24 protein-coding genes and 1 pseudogene are annotated in these 20772 nt (G+C 67.8%); 13 read left to right on the top strand and 12 right to left on the bottom strand.

Annotation, left to right across the window (positions count from 1 at the left end):
- Positions 1-95 precede the first annotated feature (95 nt).
- Positions 96-512, bottom strand: a complete 417-nt coding sequence (locus tag HUO13_RS26990) for a CBS domain-containing protein (protein WP_211897832.1) — start codon at positions 510-512, stop codon at positions 96-98.
- Between the two features lie 251 nt (positions 513-763).
- Between HUO13_RS26990 and HUO13_RS26985 the strand changes: the two genes are divergently transcribed.
- Positions 764-1297, top strand: a complete 534-nt coding sequence (locus HUO13_RS26985; RefSeq protein ID WP_211897831.1) for a PadR family transcriptional regulator — start codon at positions 764-766, stop codon at positions 1295-1297.
- Positions 1281-1907: a GyrI-like domain-containing protein gene (locus tag HUO13_RS26980; RefSeq protein WP_211897830.1), complete on the top strand. Its 627-nt coding sequence runs from the start codon at positions 1281-1283 to the stop codon at positions 1905-1907. Before HUO13_RS26985 ends, HUO13_RS26980 begins: the two co-directional genes overlap by 17 nt.
- Before the next feature lie 158 nt (positions 1908-2065).
- Here HUO13_RS26980 and HUO13_RS26975 read toward each other — a convergent pair whose 3' ends face one another.
- Genes HUO13_RS26975 through HUO13_RS26965 form a run of 3 tightly spaced genes read right to left on the bottom strand, consistent with a single transcriptional unit; the run spans position 2066 to position 3825 of the window.
- Positions 2066-2725, bottom strand: a complete 660-nt coding sequence (locus HUO13_RS26975; RefSeq protein ID WP_211897829.1) for a GOLPH3/VPS74 family protein — start codon at positions 2723-2725, stop codon at positions 2066-2068.
- 10 nt (positions 2726-2735) lie between these two features.
- Positions 2736-2930: a hypothetical protein gene (locus HUO13_RS26970; protein ID WP_211897828.1), complete on the bottom strand. Its 195-nt coding sequence runs from the start codon at positions 2928-2930 to the stop codon at positions 2736-2738.
- Positions 2908-3825: an alpha/beta fold hydrolase gene (locus HUO13_RS26965; RefSeq protein WP_211897827.1), complete on the bottom strand. Its 918-nt coding sequence runs from the start codon at positions 3823-3825 to the stop codon at positions 2908-2910. Before HUO13_RS26965 ends, HUO13_RS26970 begins: the two co-directional genes overlap by 23 nt.
- Positions 3826-4248: 423 nt before the next feature.
- Here HUO13_RS26965 and HUO13_RS26960 point away from each other — a divergent pair, with 423 nt between their 5' ends.
- Positions 4249-5013 (top strand): YqjF family protein, encoded by a 765-nt coding sequence (locus HUO13_RS26960; RefSeq protein ID WP_211897826.1) that lies wholly within the window; start codon positions 4249-4251, stop codon positions 5011-5013.
- Between the two features lie 73 nt (positions 5014-5086).
- Here HUO13_RS26960 and HUO13_RS26955 read toward each other — a convergent pair whose 3' ends face one another.
- Positions 5087-6523: an Nramp family divalent metal transporter gene (locus HUO13_RS26955; protein WP_211897825.1), complete on the bottom strand. Its 1437-nt coding sequence runs from the start codon at positions 6521-6523 to the stop codon at positions 5087-5089.
- A gap of 888 nt (positions 6524-7411) precedes the next feature.
- Positions 7412-8368 (bottom strand): alpha/beta fold hydrolase, encoded by a 957-nt coding sequence (locus tag HUO13_RS26950; RefSeq protein WP_249124085.1) that lies wholly within the window; start codon positions 8366-8368, stop codon positions 7412-7414.
- 225 nt (positions 8369-8593) lie between these two features.
- Here HUO13_RS26950 and HUO13_RS26945 point away from each other — a divergent pair, with 225 nt between their 5' ends.
- Positions 8594-9427 carry a helix-turn-helix domain-containing protein gene (locus tag HUO13_RS26945; protein ID WP_249124084.1) on the top strand — a complete coding sequence of 278 codons (834 nt, stop codon included), beginning with the start codon at positions 8594-8596 and terminating at the stop codon, positions 9425-9427.
- A 183-nt stretch (positions 9428-9610) separates the two neighbouring features.
- On the opposite strand, the gene HUO13_RS38170 is transcribed toward HUO13_RS26945, so the two are convergent.
- Positions 9611-9742 (bottom strand): hypothetical protein, encoded by a 132-nt coding sequence (locus HUO13_RS38170; protein WP_282976998.1) that lies wholly within the window; start codon positions 9740-9742, stop codon positions 9611-9613.
- Between HUO13_RS38170 and rutA the strand changes: the two genes are divergently transcribed.
- Complete coding sequence (gene rutA, locus HUO13_RS26940; protein WP_249125178.1) at positions 9690-10697, top strand: pyrimidine utilization protein A; 1008 nt, start codon at positions 9690-9692, stop codon at positions 10695-10697. The genes HUO13_RS38170 and rutA overlap by 53 nt on opposite strands.
- A gap of 133 nt (positions 10698-10830) precedes the next feature.
- On the opposite strand, the gene HUO13_RS26935 is transcribed toward rutA, so the two are convergent.
- Complete coding sequence (locus HUO13_RS26935; protein ID WP_211897821.1) at positions 10831-11784, bottom strand: LysR family transcriptional regulator; 954 nt, start codon at positions 11782-11784, stop codon at positions 10831-10833.
- A gap of 122 nt (positions 11785-11906) precedes the next feature.
- Between HUO13_RS26935 and HUO13_RS26930 the strand changes: the two genes are divergently transcribed.
- Both HUO13_RS26930 and HUO13_RS26925 read left to right on the top strand, forming a co-directional pair.
- The gene (locus HUO13_RS26930) at positions 11907-13016 is read left to right on the top strand and encodes a PrpF domain-containing protein (protein WP_249124083.1); all 1110 of its coding nucleotides are present in this window, start codon (positions 11907-11909) and stop codon (positions 13014-13016) included.
- A gap of 45 nt (positions 13017-13061) precedes the next feature.
- Positions 13062-14300, top strand: coding sequence for an SLC13 family permease (locus tag HUO13_RS26925; RefSeq protein WP_249124082.1), 1239 nt, complete (start codon positions 13062-13064; stop codon positions 14298-14300).
- A gap of 91 nt (positions 14301-14391) precedes the next feature.
- On the opposite strand, the gene HUO13_RS26920 is transcribed toward HUO13_RS26925, so the two are convergent.
- From HUO13_RS26920 to HUO13_RS26905, 4 genes are all read right to left on the bottom strand, one after another.
- The gene (locus HUO13_RS26920; RefSeq protein WP_249124081.1) at positions 14392-15165 is read right to left on the bottom strand and encodes an alpha/beta fold hydrolase; all 774 of its coding nucleotides are present in this window, start codon (positions 15163-15165) and stop codon (positions 14392-14394) included.
- 130 nt (positions 15166-15295) lie between these two features.
- Complete coding sequence (locus HUO13_RS26915; protein WP_211897818.1) at positions 15296-15673, bottom strand: DUF1048 domain-containing protein; 378 nt, start codon at positions 15671-15673, stop codon at positions 15296-15298.
- A complete protein-coding gene (locus tag HUO13_RS26910) occupies positions 15670-15999 on the bottom strand; it encodes a PadR family transcriptional regulator (protein ID WP_211897817.1) in 330 nt (109 codons plus the stop codon). The genes HUO13_RS26915 and HUO13_RS26910 overlap by 4 nt, the downstream gene beginning before the upstream one ends.
- 255 nt (positions 16000-16254) lie before the next feature.
- On the bottom strand, positions 16255-16608 hold the full coding sequence (locus tag HUO13_RS26905; RefSeq protein WP_249124080.1) for an FAD-dependent oxidoreductase: 354 nt from the start codon (positions 16606-16608) through the stop codon (positions 16255-16257).
- A 38-nt stretch (positions 16609-16646) separates the two neighbouring features.
- Between HUO13_RS26905 and HUO13_RS26900 the strand changes: the two are divergent.
- From HUO13_RS26900 to HUO13_RS26875, 6 genes and pseudogenes are all read left to right on the top strand, one after another.
- Positions 16647-17166: pseudogene (locus HUO13_RS26900) on the top strand (zinc-binding dehydrogenase); the annotation flags it as partial.
- A 267-nt stretch (positions 17167-17433) separates the two neighbouring features.
- On the top strand, positions 17434-18156 hold the full coding sequence (locus HUO13_RS26895) for a flavodoxin family protein (RefSeq protein WP_211897815.1): 723 nt from the start codon (positions 17434-17436) through the stop codon (positions 18154-18156).
- A gap of 26 nt (positions 18157-18182) precedes the next feature.
- Positions 18183-18860 (top strand): RraA family protein, encoded by a 678-nt coding sequence (locus HUO13_RS26890; RefSeq protein WP_249124079.1) that lies wholly within the window; start codon positions 18183-18185, stop codon positions 18858-18860.
- A gap of 230 nt (positions 18861-19090) precedes the next feature.
- The gene (locus tag HUO13_RS26885; protein WP_211897814.1) at positions 19091-19690 is read left to right on the top strand and encodes a molybdopterin-dependent oxidoreductase; all 600 of its coding nucleotides are present in this window, start codon (positions 19091-19093) and stop codon (positions 19688-19690) included.
- Complete coding sequence (locus tag HUO13_RS26880; protein WP_211897813.1) at positions 19660-20424, top strand: ferredoxin reductase; 765 nt, start codon at positions 19660-19662, stop codon at positions 20422-20424. Before HUO13_RS26885 ends, HUO13_RS26880 begins: the two co-directional genes overlap by 31 nt.
- A 1-nt stretch (position 20425) precedes the next feature.
- Positions 20426-20698, top strand: coding sequence for a DUF6510 family protein (locus HUO13_RS26875; RefSeq protein WP_211897812.1), 273 nt, complete (start codon positions 20426-20428; stop codon positions 20696-20698).
- Positions 20699-20772 lie beyond the last annotated feature (74 nt).

The following is a 20772-nucleotide window of genomic DNA, read 5'->3' as shown; positions in this document are numbered from 1 at the left end:
GTGGCTGACGACCTGCGAGGCCCGGAGATCGTTGTGGCTGGCGCGCGGGCGAAGCGGTGGCCGCGCACTGCGGCCTCCCGCTTCGTTCCGCGGCCTCAGTCGGTGGACAGGGCGTCGACCAGTTCCCCTACCTCGGTGTGTGGCAGCGATCGGGCGACGTCGGACAGGCTGATCATGCCGACGAGCTGTTGACCGTCGATGACGGGCAGCCGCCGGACCTTGTGGCGGCCCATGGTGGCCAGGACCTCTTCGGCGGGATCGTCGGCGCCGACGGTGACCGCTTCGGCCTGGTTCAGGTCCCCGGCCGGGAACGTGCCGACGTCCCGGCCCTGGGCCACCACCTTGACGATCAGGTCACGGTCGGTCACGACACCTTTGATCTTGTCATCGGGTCCGCAGATCGGAAGACCGCCGACCCCGAGCTCGGCCATGAGCCGCGCGGCATCCGCCGCGGTCTGGTCCGTCCGAACACACTCCGCACCGCTGGACATGATCTCCCGTGCCGTAGTCATCGTGTCGACCTTCCTTTCGGGCGCGATCGTGGACATGCCGTTCGTGGAAGCGGCTTGCATTCGGTTACCCACGTTCGGGGCCGACTACTCACCGCCACCCCGATCGGATCGCGCTTTTCCGGCATCCGCTGCGGCCCCGGACGTGCACGCGGCCCAAGATCTGTCGCCATGTCCATAGTGGATCCGACAGGCCCGCGAAGCCGCGGCCGCTCGGCCGCTCGTGGGCCCTATTCTAGTAGTAGAATAGCGTCGTGGAGCTCACGCCGTCGGAACTGATCGTCCTCGGGCTGATCACCGAAAGCCCGCAGCACGGCTACGACCTGGAGCAGGTCATCGAGCGCCGCGGGATCCGCCAGTGGAGCGAGATCGGGTTCTCCTCCATCTACTACCTGCTCGCCAAGCTCGAGAAGCGCGGGCTCGTCCACGCTCCCCGCGCGGCGGCGGGTGCGAAGTCCCGGCGCGTCTTCCACGCCACGGCCTCGGGGCGGGAGGCCGCCGCCCGCAGCGCGTTCGCGCTCATCGGAGAACTGCACGCTGTCCCGCACTCCCTTCTCGTGGGCGTCTCGAACCTGTCCCTGCTTTCGCGGCGGGAGTACGCACAGGCGCTCTGCGAGCGACTCGCCCACGTCGACGCTCGTATCGCCGCGGTCAAGGAGGCCGAGTCGGCACAGGCTCCCCTCGCGTTGCCGGCGCGCGAGGTCTTCTCCTGCTCGCTGAGCCTCTTGGAGGCGGAAAGGTCGTGGCTCGCGGCGCGAGTCCAGGTGCCTGATGACGGACAAGATTGACTTCAAGAGACAGATCGGCGCCTACCGCGCGAGACGAGGTCGGCTCGAAATCGTGGACATGCCGGACCTGCAGTACCTCATGATCGACGGGCACGGCGACCCCAACACCACCCCGGCCTTCGCCGACGCTGCCGAGGCGCTCTACCCGCTGGCCTACAGGCTGAAGTTCGCCAGCAAGCGAACCCTTGGGCGAGACTACGTCGTCATGCCTCTGGAAGGCCTGTGGTGGGCTGACGACATGGACGCGTTCACGGCGTCACGAGACAAGTCCCGGTGGGACTGGACCTTGATGATCATGGTCCCTGACTGGATCGACCAGGGCATGTTCGCCGACACCATCGACCAGATCGCGACCAAGGATCGCCCGCGGCGTCTCGACGAGGTTCGCCTGGCATCGCTGTCCGAGGGCCGCTGCGTGCAGACACTGCATGTCGGCTCCTACGACGACGAGGCCGAAGTGCTGGCACGAATGCACCACGAGTTCATCCCGGACAACGGGCTCCGGATGGTCGGCAAGCACCACGAGATCTACCTCAGCGACTTCCGCAAGGTCGCGCCCGAGAAGCTCCGCACCATCCTCAGGCAGCCGGTCAGCGCGTCAGACTCCTGACGCGGATGGTGTCCAGGGCGGTCCTGCCACTCGTCGAGGTCAGGCAGCTCGGTGCTGACGGCAGACCTGGGATTCTGGAAGCGCGCTGTCTTCGGCCGCGCCGGGTGTGCCCATGTGGCCGACACGGCACACCCGGCCGGCAACCGACTGCCAGCGGCTCAGCTGCCGCCGCTGACGACGACGACATTGGCGGTAGCAGCGTGCACCGACGCAATGGCACTCTTCACGGCCGGGCCGGCGAAGTCGCCCTCCGCGACCTCCTTCGCGCGAGCCTTCAGCGCCGATTTGTCGCCCTCCACGACCTTGTGCACGGCGCGAATGGCGCTGAGCAGCACCACCAGCGAGGAGATGTGGGCATCGGCCTCCTCACCGCGGAGCAGCACGGCGTTGAGCCGCTCGCGGATCCGGCCCTCGTGCTCGGTGTCGAGCGCAGGCCAGCTCTTGCGCGGGAACACACCGAGCACCTTGGACTTCTCGGTGGTGATCAGGCCACGTTCCGCAAGCTGCTCCAGCACCGCGGCGCGGATTCCCTTGACGAGCAGCTCGACAGCCCGCTTGGCCTTGACGGGCTTCTTCTCCAAGCGGCTGAGCCCGTCGTCCAGCACGGCATCACCGGTGGCCGAGTCGTCCCGCACGAGCAGCCGGCCTTCTTTGACGTCTTCGTCGTCGGCGCCGGCGGGAGACACCCGGCCGGTGTTCACGAGTTCCAGCAGAACCGCGCCCGCCAGCGCGTGCTCCAGCGACACGCTGTCGATGAGGGGACGGCCGGACTCGTCGTCGAGCACTAGCAACATGAAATCTTCAGCGAGAGAAGGCACGCCGATGATCTTAATTGGAGTCGAGCAGGTCGGGCCGGTGGGAGTCGAGCGGGTCCGGCTCGACGAGCGAGAGCGGTTCGAGTGCGTCCGGCAGCAGCACGCGCTCGTTGTTCAGCGGTGCGCGCAGCCGCTTGACCTGGTCCTCGCGGATCGGCTCCGGTTCGGCTTGGACGCGCACTACGTCAGCGCCGACGACTGGTGACATCGTCGGCCATGGCGCGCTCGGCGGTGACATCGGCGACGAAGGACGCGATTGCCGCGGCGCACTCGGGCGCGTGGGTTTCGAGCAGGAGGTGGCCGCCGTCGTAGACGTGCATCTCGAGCCGGTCGAGCACTCGCGCGTAGCCCATGATCTCGGACAGGTCGAAGAACGGGTCGTGGCGGCCCCAGAGCAGCAGGCACGGCGGCTGGCGGGACCGGTGGTAGTCGGCCAGCTCGCCGAACCGGGCGACGTGGCCGGCGTAGTCGCGGAACAACTGGAACTGGGCTTCGACGTTGCCCGGCCGCGACATCCGCTCCCAGTCCAGGTGCCACGCCTCGGGCGGGTGGAGGACGCGTGCCCGCTCCGGCAGCCCGCCCAGGTACTGCTCGCGAGTGCCCTCGAAGTTCAGCCACTCGGGCAGCCGGGCACGGTTGGCCTCCGAAGGATCGGCCCAGAAGGCCCGTGTGCTGTCCCACTGGCTACCCAGGCCGTCCTCGTGGGCGTTGCCGTTCTGCACGATGAGCCCGAGGATGCGCTCGGGACGCCGGGTGGCGAGGTGGTAGCCGACCGGGGCGCCGAAGTCGTGGAGGTAGACGAAGAACTCGTCGACGCCGATCTGCTCGAGCAACGTCTCGACTGTGTCGGCCAGGTTGGCGAACGTGTACTCGTACTCGTCGACGCCGGGAGCGGAGGAGAAACCGAAGCCCGGCAGGTCCGGGGCGATGACCCGGCTCACCTCTGCCAGCGGCGAGAGCACGTCCCGGAAGGTGTGCGAGGAGCTCGGGAAGCCGTGCAGCAGCAGCACGCAGGGCTTGTCCGCCGCGCCGGCCTCGCGGTAGAAGACCTCGAGTCCGTCCACGGCGATGCTGCGGTGGCGTGGCTTGTCGGTCGCCTGCATCTGGACGGTCTCCTTGGCTGGTGAGTGTCGTGACGGCACATGCCGGATTCAGGGGCGTCGCCGATGTCGTTGGCGAACGACTCCGTCGCCATCACCCCAGGGGCCGCGCCACGCCGAGGAGCGCACCTGCTCGAGCTTCAGCGCCACAGCACCGATGGCGAATGGTGCTGGGTCATGCATCTCGTCGTGCCCCCGGGCGACGAGGTTGTGGTGCCGGCGCTGGTGAGATGCCCGAGCTTGTTCTCCCACTGAGCAATCACTACCGACTCGTTCCCCACAGCTCCCACGACGCCCGCAGCTTGCGACGCGTCAGTCATCGTGTGCAGAGCAGAAAGTCCCGAGCGGCCAGGCGATCCAGGGCCGATAGCGCGTGCTCTCGGCTTCTCGCGGATGTAGTCCCAACGCCTGTGCGATGCTGGCGTCGTGTCCGTCACGCCGCCCACTCCCGAACCGATCGGCGCCGACCCGCCCGGTTCCACCGGGAACCCGCTGCTCACGCAGTCGTGGCTCGACCTGGCCTTCCTGCACTGGGCCGTCGCTCCGGCAGACGTGGCCCACCTTCTGCCGACCGGAACCGTGCCGGACACGCTCGACGGGGCCACCTATGTCGGTCTCGTTCCCTTCCGCATGCACCGCGTCGGGTGGTTCCGCCTCCCCGGCGTGCCCTATCTGGGTTCGTTTCCGGAGACCAACGTCCGTCTCTACTCCGTGGATGCCCATGGCCGTCGCGGTGTCGTTTTCCGTTCGCTCGACGCCTCCCGCCTCATACCCGTAGCGGTCGCGCGAACCGTGTTCCGCCTGCCATATCTGTGGTCACGGATGACCATTCGCCACAGCGATGACACCGTCACCTACACCAGCACCAGGCGCTGGCCGGGACCTCGGGGTGCGCGCAGCCGGATCACCGTACGTCCGGGCGAGCGGATCCAGGAGCCCACCGCCCTGGAACATTTCCTCACAGCCCGATGGGGCATGCACAACACGTTCTTCGGTCGCGAGATGTACCTCCCGAACACTCACCCGCGGTGGCCCCTGCACCGCGCCGAGCTGGTCGAGTGCGAGGAGGATCTCACCAGAGCGGCAGGGCTGCGCACGGCGCTCGGTGAACCCGTGAGCGTCCTGTACTCGCCCGGCGTCGCCGTGCGCTTCGGGCGCCCCGCACGCCCTGGCGGTATACCCACGCCGTGAACACCCGCTCGCCCCGGAACCGGGTGTCCGCGCCCGCGGCGCGGGTCGCCGATCACCCGCGGAGGAGTCCTGCTCAACCGAACAGATCGCCGAGCTCTTCTTGCACCGTCAGCACCGAGAGCACCCCGAACAGCAGGATCGACCAGACCAGCGCCACGAGCCGGTAACTGCGGATGCGGATCGGCGCCGGCAGAATCTTCCGGTTGATCGCGATCAGCAGTCCGGAGTAGATGAACATCATCACGCCGCCGATGCAGGCCGCGATGACGGCCAGCAGCAGCGGTTGGCCGAGTCCGCCGGCGATGATCGCGGTCCCGATGAGCACCAGGCCCCAGACCAGTCCGGCGTAGATCTTGCTTTCCGAGGCGTTGGGGAAGTAGTTCGTCTTGAGCACGTCGGCGGCCAGTCGGCTGGTGTAGTCGACGATGCCCAGCGCCGCGGCGAACAGCGAGAACGCGCCCACGACCCAGAAGAAGTAGCCGAACCAGGTCCCGGCGAGCTGCATCATCTGCTCGCCCTCGATCTGCAGGAAGGACACGTCGTCGGGCAGGTCGGGTTTGCCGTAGACCGTGGCGTAGGCCAGCAGCGACATGAACATGATGGACAGGAACGTGATCAGCACGAAGGTCAGCAGTTGTTCCTTGTTGGCGAAGCGCCACCACACCCGCCAACGGCCCAGGTTCTCCTGGGTGGGCGGGAATATGAAGCCGGCCTGGCCGCGCGCTTCGATGTGTCCGGTCAGCGGCGAGACGATCTTCGGCATGTGCTGGCCCATGCCGAAGCCCTTGTCTCGGATCCAGTTGCTCTGCACCAGGTTCTGCCCGCCGCCGGCGCCGGCGAACGCCAGCGCGCCGAGCAACACGGCGAATCCGAGTTCGGCGGCCGGGAATCGTGGCTGGGTCACGATCGTCGGCACGTCCATCCAGGTCGAGGCCCCGATGACGAACAGCGAACCGACCACGATGAGCACCAGGATCGCCGCCACCTTGAGCATCTCGGCGCGTTCCAGCGCGGTGTAGACCGTGGGCGCCAGGGTGAGGATGAGCGCGATCGCCACCAGCATGGCCACGGCTACGACGTTCTTGTTGCCACCGGTCGCGTAGGTCAGCAGTGATGCCGAGCTCGTCGCCCATGCCGGCCACAGATTGGCGAAGTACGCCATGATCGCGAACACCAGACCCCAGTGCCGCCACAGGCGGCTGAATCCGGTGACCGCGGTTTCACCGGTGGCCAGGGTGTAGCGCTCGATCTCCATGTTCAGGAAGAACTGCGTCAGCAGGCCCAGCAGCGCCGCCCACACGAAGGTCAGGCCGACCTGGGAGGTGATGTAGGGGAACAGGATGAACTCGCCGGTGGCCAGGCCGACCCCGGCGGCGACGATGCCCGGGCCGATGTAGCGCCACTGCCGGGCGGGCGGCTCGGGGAGATCCCGCACCTGCGGCGGCGGGATGTGCTTGGTGGGAAACGCTTCAACTGGGTCGGAAGCGCTCGCGTCGTCACGGCGAGCCATGAGGGCTCCTCCCCTCGGGCCGGCGCGGTCCGGATAACGCACGAAGGGCTTGGCGCGTCTGTCTGCCGAGCCGCACGTGCCTCGTAGCTGTGTGCGACCGGAACCGCTGAAGACACCTGTGGGATCGGTCGCCGACGGCGTCGGCCACCCGCGCCCGCGTACCCGGCGGCGCCGTCCCACTGCGGCATCGGGTTCGCAGCCGACGCGTCGGACCGGCCGAACCGCCGACCAGCGGACTGCGAACCAGCACGCGCTGAGCACCGAACGCCAGGGGAGTCCGCGGCTGGAGGAGAGTCGCCGCGGTGATGCCCACGCGTCGTGCTCGAACTGCCATTCGAGCACCTGTGGCGCCATCGTGGTCCTGCTGCGTGGCTGCGAACCGCGCTTCGAACCCCGATCGGCCACCGTGCTCAGCGCCATCGTTCACACCACCAGTCAACGCCTGCCGCGCTCGGCCGTCATGTCGTTCTTGGTTGACCGGCAGGTCGGGGTGGTAGTTGAGCTGAGCCATGAGATCCCGGCTGGTCGTGGCCGCGTTCGGTGAAGCGGTGCTGCTGCCGGGAGCGCGCTGGCGGAGCCCCGCCTGACGAGGCAGCCCGCGCTGGCGGTGGGTGGATCGTTCACGGAGCGTGCTGGCGCGGGGGGTGGACGACCGCGGCGCGACCTTGGCGCTCTCCGTGCTGGGACGGCCGGTGATCAGAGCGAGGACATGGTCGCGTGGCATCGGCGCATGGCCGCCTGGACCCGAGGTGCAGGCAGTCGATGTCGGCCGACCTGTGCGGAGGTCGCGGGCAGGGCTGGGTGGGCGCGTGGCGGGTCACGCGGGCGGCGTCGAGCTGTCGCGGGGTCGGGGTGGCACAGCCGGGCGGGCTCGGCGGTGGTGCCAGGTCAATGTGGCGTGGCTTCGACGGCGAAGCCGTGCAGGAGAGCTCCGGTGATGTCGGGGGTCTCGAACATGGGTGTGTGGCCGACACCGTCGAGGATCTCGATCCGGGCGTGGGGGACTCGGCGGTAGTCCTGTGCTGAGGACGGCTGCCATCGCCGGTCCTGGGCGCCGAAGATCACCAGGGTCGGCAGGCCGAGGCCGGCGAGCCGGTCGGGGATGGGTCGTTCCTCCAGGTACGCGCTGGACGCTTCGTCGGTTGCGGTCAGGCTCCGATAGGTCATGGCCCGGATGTCGGCGACGAGCTGGCGGGGGATGCGCACCTCGCGGGTGAACGCGGTGCTCAGCGCGCGGCGGATCGTGCCGTCGGTGCGCAGCCGCCAGATCAGCTCCCCGACCACGGGCGTCGTCATCAGGTCGGCGACGACGCTGTCGCCGAGGAAGGCGTCCGCCCGCGGGCCGGTGTCGATCAGGGCGATCGCCGCCACCAGGTCGCGGCGCTGCTCTGCGAGCGACGTGGCGACCGCGCCGCCGGTGGAATGCCCGACGACGGTCGCACGGCGCACCCCGAGCCGATCGAGTACGGCCCCCACCAGGTCCGCGTGCTCGGCGATGCCGTAGCCATCGGCCGGTTTGGCTGATCCACCGTGCCCGAGCAGGTCCACGCGCACGACGTGCAGGTCCCGCAATGCCGGCAGCACCGGGTCCCACCACGCGGTTGAGCCGGCCAGACCGTGCAGGAGCACCACCGCGGGCGCGCCGGGCGGTCCATCCTGCACGACGTGCATGTCCCCGCCGGGAACGTGCACGATCTGCTCGCCGGAGGCTTCTGTTGTCTCCGCGCGCACGACCATCGTGTTCGACGCCAGCAGGACAACCAGCCCACCGGCGGCCAGCGGCGTGATTCGCCGCCGGGGCCTCCACGACCTCCAGCCGCGCGGACCGTTCGGGGTCGCGTCCACGCGGCGGTGGGTGTGTCGGTCTTGCGGAGTGGTCGTCTCGTCCATGGCGCCTCTGTCTGTCGTTTGCGGGGGTGCCATCACTCTTCCGGCGCCCAACACAATGCGTCTTGGAGAAATGTCAGCGCCTTGTTCCCGGTGCTGAGGCGCTCGTAGAGTTGGCATGTGCGACCAGGTGTCCGGACGGCAGATTCGACCGCTGACTGGGAGATCGCGCGACCGTCGCGGGTGACCGCGCTGTCCGGGGTCGACATGGCGGGATTCCGCATTCGCGGTCCCGTCGAACTGCGCGCCATTCCCCATCCGGCCATCACCGTGGCCGTCGAGTTCGGTGACCGCCCGTTCGACATCCACGGCGCGACCGGCCGAATGCGGTTGGAGAGCTTGGCCGCCGGGCTCGCCTTCAGCGCGTTCCAGGTGTGCGCCGAGGGCATCGCATGCATCCAGATTCGCCTGTCTCCGCTTGCCGCGTGCCCCTTGCTCGGGCTCCCGCTCGCCGAGTTGGGCGGTAGCGTCATCGCGCTTGATGACTTGTGGGGCCGCGACACGCCGCGCCTTCGAGAGCGGCTGCACCAGGCGCGAACGTGGCCCGAGCGCTTCGCGCTGATCGACGCGGAGCTGTCTGCCCGGCTTCACGCGGGCCGGGAGGTCGAGCCCGAGGTGGCCTGGGCCTGGCGCCAGATCGTGGCCAGCCACGGCCGAGCCCGCGTGAGCGACCTCGCGGCCGGGACCGGATGGAGTCGGCAGCGCCTGTGGTCGCGCTTCGGCTCACGGATCGGCCTGACACCCAAACGCGCCGCCATGCTGGTCCGCTTCGACCACGCCGTCCATCGCCTGGTCCGCGGGCACGCCCCCGCCGGGGTGGCGGCGGAGGGTGGCTATGCCGACCAGTCCCACCTCCACCACGACGTCCGCGCGTTCACCGGGACAACCCCCACCGCCGCCGCGAACGAGCCATGGCTGGCCGCCGACGACACAGCCTGGCCATCGCACGGCGGGCTGTTCCCGGAGGGGGGAGAGCCCCGCCGTCACCTGCCGCGTGCTCAGGGCTCACGGGTGTAGACGATCAGCCAGGTTTGATCGCGTTCGTACAGCTCGATCAGTCACCGCGGAAATGGTTTCGGACAAGGAACTTCGTGGTGGTGACCGTTGTGAATCAGGTCTCATCAGTACAAGATCAACACACGTGGCACCTGTGCGTCTACAGACTGGTGCCGGGGCCCGTGCAGTGCGGCACTCGGGCTGTTAGTCGGTGGAAAGCTCGACCAGGAGGGTCGCATTGGATTTCGGCGTGTTCATCCCGATCGGGAACAACGGCTGGCTCATCTCGGAAAGCGCACCCCAGTACCAGCCCTCGTTCGAGCTGAACAAGAACATCGTGCTCGAGGCGGAGCGTCAGGACTTCGCCTTCGCGCTGTCGATGATCAAGCTCCGTGGTTTCGGGGGCAAGACGGAGTTCTGGGACTACAACCTCGAATCCTTCACGTTGATGGCGGGGTTGGCCGCTGTCACAGACCGCATCAAGCTTTACGCGTCCACGGCTGTGCTGACCCTGCCGCCCGCGCTGGTGGCCCGGATGGCCACGACCATCGACTCCATCGCACCGGGCCGCTTCGGCATCAACATCGTGTCCGGATGGGCCAAGGCCGAATACGACCAGATGGGGCTGTGGCCGGGCGATGAGTACTTCACGTACCGCTACGACTACGCCACCGAATACGTTCAGGTGATGCGCGACCTGTTGACCACTGGAGTGTGCACTTTGGAAGGTGAGCACTTCAGCATGCAGGACTGCCGGCTGGAGCCACGGCCGTCGGGGCAGATCGACATCGTCTGTGCGGGCCAGTCCGAGCGCGGTATGCAGTTCTGCGCGGAGATGGGTGACTACAACTTCATCCTCAGCCCCGGTATCAACACGCCCGAAACCTACGAGGCGCCGGTGCGACGGCTGGCGGAGAAGGCGAAGAGCACCGGCCGGGACGTCGGATCGTTGCCGCTGTTCATGCTGATCATGGACGAAACCGACGAGGCGGCTCAGGCGAAGTGGGAATCCTACCGCTCCGGGGCGGACCTGGAAGCCCTCGGATACATGTCCGACCAGGGGTCGAAGGACACCACCGCCGACGCGGGCGGAACCGCCCGCACGATCAACCTTCCCGAAGGGGCGGTCAACCTGAACATGGCCACGCTGGTCGGCTCCTACGAAACCGTCGCGCGTCAGCTCGACAAGGTGGCGCGGATGCCCGGTGTCGAGGGCATGATGTTCACCTTCGACGACTTCGAGAGCGGCGTGCGGAACTTCGGTGAGAAGGTGAAGCCGCTGCTGGGCTGACCGTCGAGAGAGGGCGCGTTCACAGCGTCGAGCTCGCCGGAGGATCGCCTTCGTGGGGGCGATTGGGGGCGGCCCTACGCCGGCGGCGCTCCACCCGCAGCCATTGGTCGGTGTGTAGCAAACGCACGGGGGACTAGTTTCGTCTGACCGTGCCCAGCTGCATGCGGTGGAGGTTGGAGTCGGCGAATTTCGCCGCGACCGCCTGGACGATCTCGGCCATCGTTGCCGCGGCCGGTGTCGGGGTCCGGCTTGCCATGCGTGCCAACAGGATTCGGCGGGTCGGAGCTGGGACGTCGGTGGCGAAGTTCACCAGCCGGACGTCGTGGCGGCGGTTGGTCAGCGCCAGCCGGGGTGCGATCGCGATTCCCAGTCCCGCGGCCACCATTGCCTGCGCCTCCTGGTAGTCGTGCGATTCGTAGGAGATCCCGGGTTCGAACCCGGCGAGCCGGCAACTGCGCCGCAGAACCTCGGCGACCGGGTGGTTGTCGGCCCGGATGATCCACTCCTGCCCCGCGAGGTCTGCCAGGCTGATCTCCGGCTCGTCCAGCAGCTCCGAGTTCGCCGGGACCACCAGGACCGTCGGGTCGTCGAGCAGGTGCTCGATCTCCATGGAGTCGTCATCGACCCGGTTCCAGTCGTAGTCCCACAGCAACGCCAGTTCGATCTCGCCGGTGTGCAGCAGTTCGAGCAGTTCGGCGAGCAACGCCGATCGCACGGTGGTGTGCATCGCCGGGTGCTTGCGGGAGAACCGCGTCAGCGCCAGCGGAAGCAGTGAGGCGCTGGCTGTCGGGAACGATCCCAGCCGGAGGGTTCCCCTGTCGAGCTGCGCGAACGACTCCAGGTCTGCCTGCGCACCCCGCAGCTCGCGCCGGATGGCGCGTCCACGATCCGCGAGCGCACGACCCGCGTCGGTGAGTTGGACACCCCGCGGTAGCCGGTGCAGCAGCGGCTGACCGACTTCGGACTCCAGCCGCGACATCTGCTGCGAGGCAGCCGAGGGCGTGATCCCCAGTGCCTCCGCCGCCGCGGTGAGGGATCCGCGGTCGGATGCCTCCACGAGGAGCAGCACCCTGCGCACGTCGAGCATCCGGCCCCACCCCGAGGTGTTAGTAGCGCTAAACCGACTATAAGAATCCGAACATTGTACTGAACCCTCTGCCTTGTCAAGGTACTCGCCATCGGTTTCGCTCGGTGATGGAAGAAGGTTCCGTGCACATTCCCGCGACGTTGGTCCGCGGCGGTACCAGCAAGTGCTGGTTGTTCGCCGAATCCGATCTACCCGGAACCGTGGACGATCTGGAGGCGCTGCTGGTCAACGCCTACGGGGCTGCCGACCCGGTGCAGCTCGACGGCGTGGGTGGCGCTACGCCGACGACGTCGAAAGCCGCCGTCATCCGCCCTTCCGCCGTGCCCGGCGTGCATGTCGACTACCTCTTCGGACAGGTCGGTATCGGGATCGGCCGTGTGGAGTGGGGGAGCAACTGTGGCAATTGCGCTACTGCGATCGCACTGTGGTCGGTGTCCACTGGCCTGGTTGCTGTTGCAGGGGATGTGACGCGGGTTGCCATGCGCAACGTCAACACGGGTGCGGTGCTGGAGGCCGAGGTCGACACCACCGGCGGTCGTGTGCACGAGTTCGGTACTCAGACCGTGCCCGGAACCCGGGCCGGGGGAGTGGCGGTGGGGCTGAAGTTCCTGAATCCCTGCGGAGGCGTGACCGGGTCGACCTCGCCCACGGGGCACGTCGCCGAGGAACTGGAGGCGGCAGGAATCACGGCTCGCGCCAGCATGCTCGACGCCGGCGCACCCATGGTCCTGCTCGACGCCGCGGCCCTCGGCCGAACAGGAACCGAAGGCCTCGACGAGATCGGCGACCTGGTCGACGTACTGCGCCGGTTCCGGCACCGAGCCGCCCACGGCATGGGGCTGGCCGCACGCGGCGATGCCCCGGACGACGCGGTACCGAAAGTCGGCATCGTCGGCAGCCCGGCGTCCTACCGGACGTGGCTGGGCGACGAGGTCGGTGCCGAGGACTACGACGTGGCGGTGCGGATGCTGTCCATGAACTCACCGCACCCGGCTGTCGGGCTGACCTCCGCGGTCGGTGTCGCGGTCGCCAACCTGCTCGCTGGATCCGTCGTGCACGCCGCCTCGGCCGCCCCCGGAGCGACTGAGCTGCGGATCGGGACTCCAGCCGGTGTCGTCGCCGTCACCAGCGGTGAACCGGCCCCCTCCGGGCCGCGGTGGATCACCATCCGCCGTGCGGCCCGCATCCTCTGCCAGGCCGACATCTTGGTTCCCGAGCCGGCCATGGTCTAACCTTCTCCTGCTCTTTCGCATGCAAGGACAATGATGTCTGCAGAAATGATCTCCATCGTGGCGCTCGGCGTCATGTTCGTCGTGGCCACCGTGATGCCCATCAACATCGGGATCCTGGCCTTCATCGCCTCCTTCATCGTCGGCACCGCCTCGCTCGGGCTCAGCGAAGACGAGATCTTCGAAGGTTTCCCCGTCGAGCTGTTCGTGACCATCGTCGGCGTCACCTACCTGTTCTCGGTGGCCCGCCGCAACGGAACGATCGAGCTGCTGGTGCAGGGCGGGGTCAAACTCGTGCGCGGCAGGGTAGCGCTCGTACCGTGGGTGCTGTTCGGCATCGCCGCGGTGCTCACCGCGTTCGGGACGTTCACTCCGGCCGCGGTCGCGCTGCTGGCGCCGATCGGAATGAACTTCGCCTACCGGTTCCGGATCAACCAGCTCATGATCGGCATGATGGTGATCAGCGGCGCGCACGCGGGGGCGTTCTCGCCGATCGCGGTCTCCGGCGCGCTGGTGCTGGGCATGCTCGACCACACCCCGCTGCACGTCGCGCCGTACGCATTGTTGCTGGCCAGTTTCGGCTTCAACCTCCTGCTGTCGGTGCTGACCTTCGTCCTGCTGCGCCGGAGGAATCCCGAGTCACGGCCCGAGCCGACGGATGTCGACGACGAAGGCACGGCGGGTTCGAAGATCACATGGCGGCAGGGGCTCACGCTGGTCGCCCTGGCCGGCCTCGTGGTGGGCGCGCTCGTCTTCCACTTGGAGATCGGTTTCCTCGCGCTTGCCGCTGGTGCGGTGCTGACGGTGCTGGACATGAAGAATCAGGCCAAGGCGACCGAGGGCATCAGCTGGTCCACCATCCTGCTCGTCGCGGGCATGGTGACCTACGTCGGGATTCTGGAGAAGGCGGGCACCATCGACAAGATCTCGCACGGCGCCGCGGGAATGGGCGCACCGCTGCTCGTCGCCCTGCTGCTGTGCTTCGCGGTGGCGGTGACCTCGGCATTCGCCTCTTCCACCGCGATCCTGACCGCGATCATCCCGATCGCAGTACCCCTGCTGCTGGGCAGCCACCTCAGCGCTGTCGGGCTGGTGGCCGCGCTGGCGATCTCGACCACGATCGTCGACACCTCGCCGTTTTCGACCAACGGCGCACTGGTGCTCAGCAACGCCCGGGGTGTCGACCGCAACCGCTTCTACAAGCAGATCCTGGTTTTCACCGGCGGAATCGTCGGTGCCGGGCCATTTCTGGCGTGGGGCTTGCTCGTCCTGCCCGGCGTGCTTTGACGAGCAGCGAACAAGCGCAGCCGGGTTTGGGGAGCGCGGAGACCGACGGCCACCGTTCGTCAGACCCGCGCAACCGGTGAGAGCGGGGACTTCAGTGCCGGCTGTGGTCGAGGGGAGCGACCTCGCGTACGGCCTCGGCGACGGCGCGGAAGTCCTTGCGCAGGATGGCGCCGTGGTTGCTGGGGACCTTCGCGTGGATTTTGATGTTGGGGTTGCGGGCGGTCACCTCGGGGAGGCTGGCGCGGATGCGTTCTTGCTGGTCACCCTTGCTTCCGAACGACGTCCCCGAAGCGACCACATACCGGGTCGGGACGGTGATGTTGTCCATCACGGGGCCGAGTTCGCGTTCGCGGGCGAGCTCGCCGAGTTCGATGTTGCTGTTCGCCATCTGTTCGGCATTCATCCGCGGGGTCAGGCCGGTCGGGCGCAGCAGCCACATGATCCAGCTCAACCGCCGGAACATCTTGCGTGCCCCCTCCTCCGTGACCTCGTCGAGCCAGTCGTGGGGTTGCGCGCCGTCGACCAGGACCGCGCCCGAGCAACGGTCCGGGTTCCGGCTGGCCCAGTGTGCCGCGACGAACGCCCCGTAGGACCAGCCCACCACCAGCGCCCGGTCCACACCGCGGGCCGCGAGAACGGCATCGACGTCCCGAACGGCGGCCTCGAAGGAATAGTCCGCCGAGCGCTGCGACTTTCTGCCGCGGGCACGCTCGTCGTAGGTGATGTGCCGCAATCCCGTCCCCAGTTCGGCGATGACACGCCGCCAGTACCCCTGAGTGGCGAACTGGCCGTTGAGGTAGATAACAGGGATGCCGGGACCGCCGGTGTCGGTGACCGCGAGGGCCGTGTCGTCCACCGGCACCATGCCGGTCCACTTCGCAGTGGTCGAGGAAGTGCTGTTCTTCGTCATGTGGTCCACCTGCTCGCGTTGGGCGTCTTGTGCGACCTCTTCAGATCCCGTACTCGGCTCATTGGTTCGGAGGTCGTGCGCGGGGTCATCGGGGCTTCTCTTCCTCGGCGCGCGAGATGGCGTCGGTCAGCCGCTTCCGCGCACGGGTGGGGACGTAGCCACCCTCCGAGTAGTTCTGGACGAACACCTCGGCGAACTCCCCCGGGTCATTCCCGACGATCTCGCGGATCGACGTTCCGTCCGCCGCGGCCTGTTCGAACAGGTCGGCGAGGTCTTCGAACATCGACGCAGCGTTGTCGTCGTCGGTCGGCACGAAGTGCATCAGGTACCGCTCGATCGCTTCGACCGCCGTGCGGTAGTTCGGCGGAAGTTGTCTCACGCGAGCCTTGTACTGCCGCCACCGCCGCTTGGGGCCGATCACCTTTGAGATGAAACCGCCCTTTTCAGCGTCGGACATGGTCATCTGCCTCCTTCGCGGAGCTGTTCGAGCCGTTCGGTGAGGAAGCTCCACGTCCTCCAGAACTCTTCGAGGTATTCCTGTCCCTGAGCGTTGAGGGAGTACACCTTGCGCGGCGGCCCCTTCTCGGAGGGGACCTTCTCCACGTCGACGAAGCCGCGGTGCTCGAGCCTGACCAGCAGCGCGTAGACGGTCCCTTCGGCGATGTCGGAGAAGCCCTGATCGCGCAGCCACGTCGTGATCTCGTAGCCGTAGGCGGGCCGGCCGGACAGGATCGCGAGGACGATGCCCTCCAGTGTTCCCTTGAGCATCTCCGTCGCCTGCTTGCCCATCGGCCACCCTTCAGCTACTCAGCAACATTGAGTACCGGTACATAGTAGCGCTGAATAGCGACGGCGCAAGACACCCGTGGAGGCAGGTGTCGGCTCTGCCATCTGTAGGCCGAACGGCGGAACCGCTAGGCCATGGGTGCCGACCTGTCTCCGGCGTTGGATCGTTGAGCTACCTCTTTTGCGCAGGCGGCTGGGGTCGCGGCGCCCGCGGTCCGACCGGCGACGAATACAGCGGGGAGCAGCCCTGTCGATCTACTACGGTAGGAAGCGGCCGGGGTCCAGGAACCGGGGGTTGTCGACCGGCTCGTCGCCGGCCGCTGCCGCGGCTCGGGCCCCGAAGCTGGGCGCCATCTTGAATCCCAGCCCGGAGAATCCGGTGGCGATGATGGTGCGGGGGCGCTCGGGCAAGGTGCCGAGCACCGGTGCCTTGTCGGTGGTGTAGAGATCGGGGTAGGCGTCGGATCGGACGATGCTCGGTACGAGACCCGGTAGGAAGGTGCGGACCGTGTCGTGGGTGTCGGCGATCTCCGCCTCGGTCAGTTCGCGCGCGATGTCGGCGGGTCCCGGTGCTGGGCTGGATCGTCCGTCCAATGTGGCTTTGACGGTCACACCATCGAGGGTCGGAGTCCCGTACATGGACCTGTCGCAAGAAAGTCGCGATCGTCGGCCTCGGCGGGCTCGGCCACATGGGCGTCAAGATCGCCCACGCCATGGGTGCGGAGGTCACCGTCATCTCACAGTCGTTGAAGAAGATGGACGACGGCCTGCGCCTGGGCGCCGACCATTACCACGCCACCAGCGACCCGGCCACCTTCGAGCAGCTCGCCGGTACCTTCGACCTCATCGTCAACACGGTCAGCGCCAAGCTCGACCTGGACGCCTACCTCGGCCTGCTGACCGTGAACGGCACCCTGGTCAACGTCGGCGCCCCGGCCGAGCCGTTGTCGGTCAACGTCTTCTCGCTGCTCATGCGGGGGCAGGTCCCTCGCCGGTTCGCTGATCGGCGGCATCCGCGAAACCCAGGAGATGCTGGACTTCTGCGGCGAGCACCGCATCGGCGCCGAGGTCGAGGTCATCCCGGCCGAGAAGATCAACGAGGCATACGAGCGCGTGCTGGCGTCGGACGTGCGCTACCGCTTCGTCATCGACACCTCGACGCTGGCCTGACCCCGGCTCGGGAGAAGCCCAGCGCCAGATCAGGCCACTTGATGCGCTGCTTCGGGATCTTGTAGCGGCCGAGCCCGAGCGTTGCCCAGCCGCGCTCCCGCAGCACCCAGTACCGACGAGGGGCGGGACACCCCTGTTGCCCCCGTCGCAGTACTGACTGAGAGCCGGAGTGCGAAGGGAGGCTGGGCTGCCTATCGTAGCGGCATGGACGGCCTGCAGGTCGGGATTCGCTGACCTTCTCATGACGTCGGCCGAGGGTGGACCGTGATGACCGTTGCCCAAGTGCCACCTCGCTTTGACGGGCTGCGTGCCCTGTTCATCAACTGCACGCTCAAGCGCTCGCCGGAGCTCACCCACACGCAGGGACTGGTCGACCGCAGTGCCGGGGTCATGCGCGGGCGAGGTGTGGAGGTGGATCAGTTCCGGGCGGTCGACCACGACATCGCCACCGGTGTGTGGCCGGACATGACCGAGCACGGATGGGCCAGTGACGAGTGGCCACAGCTGTTCCAGCGCGTCCTGGACGCCGACATCCTCGTCCTGGCAGGACCGATCTGGTTGGGGGACAACAGCTCCGTGCTCAAACGCGTTGTCGAACGGCTGTACGGCTGCTCGCATCTGCTCAACGATGCCGGCCAGTACGCCTACTACGGGCGCACAGGCGGATGTCTGTTCACCGGCAACGAGGACGGTGTCAAGCACTGTGCGATGAACGTGCTCTACAGCCTGCAACACCTCGGCTACACGGTCCCGCCGCAGGCCGACGCGGGGTGGATCGGCGAGGCGGGCCCCGGACCGAGCTACCTCGACGAAGGCTCGGGTGGCCCGGACAACGACTTCACCAACCGCAACACGACGTTCATGACCTACAACCTCATGCACATCGCCGCCCTGCTGCGGCAGGCCGGAGGCGTGCCCGCCTACGGCAACCAGCGTTCCGAGTGGGCTGCGGGCTGTCACTTCGGTTTCGACAACCCGGACTACCGCTGACGGGTACGTCCGAAGGAGAGTCCACGATGACCGGACAGAACACGGACCTGGCAACGATGGTCACCGGACTCGGTTGCGCTGCCATCGTGGATGCCATGGGACGTGCCCACCAACACCGCGCGCACGTGCTGAGCCTGGTCAGCCCCACTCCGCAGCGCCCGATGTTCGGCCCCGCCGTGACCATCGCCTACGTGCCTTACCGCGAGGACTTCACCGATACCCAGACCGCAGGATTCGCCGGCTGGTTCTACCGAGCGGTTGGAGATGCGCCCGCAGGGGCGGTCCTCGTGCTCTCCAGCGGCGGCTACCCGGACGTCTCGCACGGCGGTGGCACCAAATTGTCCCGCCTGCACAACCACGAGCTCGCCGGGTTGCTCTGCGACGGCCGGCTCCGCGACTTCGACGAACTGGCCCGGTACCGCTTCACCACCTGGTGCAGGGGAGAGGCCACCCGAGCCGGCGACGACACCGTGATGCCGTGCGCGGCCAACGTTCCCGTCGAAGTCGGCGGCGTGTGCGTCACACCCGGCGACTACATCTACGCAGACCGCGCCGGCGCCGTAGTCATCCCGGCGCACAGCGTGCGTGACGTGCTGACCGAAGCGCACCATGTCCAAGCCGAGGACGAGGACTTCATGGTTCGGATCCGCAACGAGGATCCTTCGGAGCTGTGGGCAGGGCGGGGCTCCGTTGGTGAGCGGTAGCGCTCCGCGACCTGATTCGGTCGGGCCTCGTCTGGTCGCTCTGGCCCGCTGGACGCATACCGAGTGCGGCGGGTTCGGGCCTTTCGGCTCTTACGTGCTCTGACCCTGGCCAGCATGTTGGTGGCGGCCGACGCTGATGGGCGGCCCGGCGTGCTGGGCGGCTGTCGACTGCCTGTCCTGCTCGGTGTGCCCGATAAGGGGATTCCTGAGCCGTGCTGGGAGGGACTGCGATGGGTGTCGTGTCGCCTGGTTTTCAGGGGCGGCCGCGTACGGCCGGGCCGCAGTTGCCGCCGGGCCAGTATCTGATCGAGGATTTCCCGGTGTTGTCAGCGGGTCCGACGCCGCGGGTTTCGCTGGACGAGTGGGAGTTCGTGATCACGACGGAGACCGGGCAGGTCCATCGCTGGTCGTGGCCGCGGTTTCGGGAACTGCCCGGGGAGACGCCGGAAGTCGACATCCACTGCGTCACCAAGTGGTCGAAGCTGGGCACGGTCTGGAGGGGCGTGTCGCTGGACACGCTGCTGGCCGAGGTGGACACGGCGGCGGATTTCGCGCTGGTGGACTCCTACGGCGGTTACACCACGAACCTGCCGTTGGAGGATCTGCTCGATGGCCAGGCGTGGATCGTCTACGAGTACGACGGTGCCGATCTTGCACCCGAGCACGGAGGTCCGGCCAGGCTGCTCGTGCCGCATCTGTACTTCTGGAAGTCGGCGAAGTGGGTGCATGGCATACGGCTGCTGCTGGAGGACGAGCCCGGGTTCTGGGAGAGCATCGGCTACCACGATTACGGTGACCCGTGGCGCGAGCAGCGGTATCAGGGCGACTGACCCGCCGACTGAGCTGGCGGGTTGCACGTCTGGTCGACTACCGCGACGAGACGCCCACGGCACGCACGTTGCTGCTGGACGTGGCGGGCTGGCCGGGACATTCGGCCGGGCAGCACGTCGACGTCCGGCTGACCGCAGCTGACGGTTACAGCACGCAGCGCAGCTATTCACTGGCCGCCCCCGCAGACGGTGATCGGCTGGAGCTGACGGTGCAACGGGTGCCCGACGGCGAGGTGTCTCCGTACCTGACCGAGGTGTACTCGGTTGGAGACCCGGTGGAGGTGCGCGGACCCATCGGTGGCTGGTTCGTGTGGCGCCCGACGAAGACCGAGCCGGTGCTGCTGATCGCGGGAGGGTCGGGCATCGTGCCGCTGATGGCGATGGTGCGGGCGCGTCGCACGGCCCGCAGTCGTACACCGTTCCGCCTGCTCTACTCGGTCCGCTCGCCTGCGGACGTGTATTACGCCCGGGAGCTGGCTCGGCCGACGCGTGGGGACGACGGCCTGGACGTGACGTACGTGTACACGCGGTCGGCGCCGCAGGGCTGGAGCGGGAAGCCCGGACGGATCGGCATCGCGGACATCAACCGTGGTGGCTGGCCGCCGGAGTTCGAACCGAGCTGTTTCGTCTGCGGCCCCACGGGTTTCGTCGAGACGGCCGCCGACATTCTGCTGGCGCTGGGCCATGCGCCAGGGCGGATCAAGACCGAGAGGTTCGGCCCGAGTGGAGGATGACATGACACAGCGGTACGTGGACGGCAACGCCCTGGCCGGGCCTTTGGCGGAGGTCTTCGCGGTCGATGTCACGGCCGCCGTCGAGCGTTGCGTCGGCTGCGGGCGCACCGGCCCGGTCGCAGCGCTCCGCGTCTACCAGCAGGCACCCGGCCTGGTCGCCCGATGTCCGGGCTGCGACGGGGTGGTGCTGCGTCTTGTCCGGGGACCGGACACGGCCTGGTTGGATCTGAAAGGCACGATGAGTCTTCAGATCCCGCTGGTCGCTTCCGGTTAGCCCCGCCGGCCGCCCCGATTGGTTGCCCGGCAAATGGGGACGAACGCCCCTGGCAGTTCTCGCGGACCAGGGTA

This window comes from Saccharopolyspora erythraea, from assembly GCF_018141105.1.
Lineage (GTDB): Bacteria > Actinomycetota > Actinomycetes > Mycobacteriales > Pseudonocardiaceae > Saccharopolyspora_D > Saccharopolyspora_D erythraea_A.
This window is presented reverse-complemented; position numbering and strand designations above follow the sequence as displayed.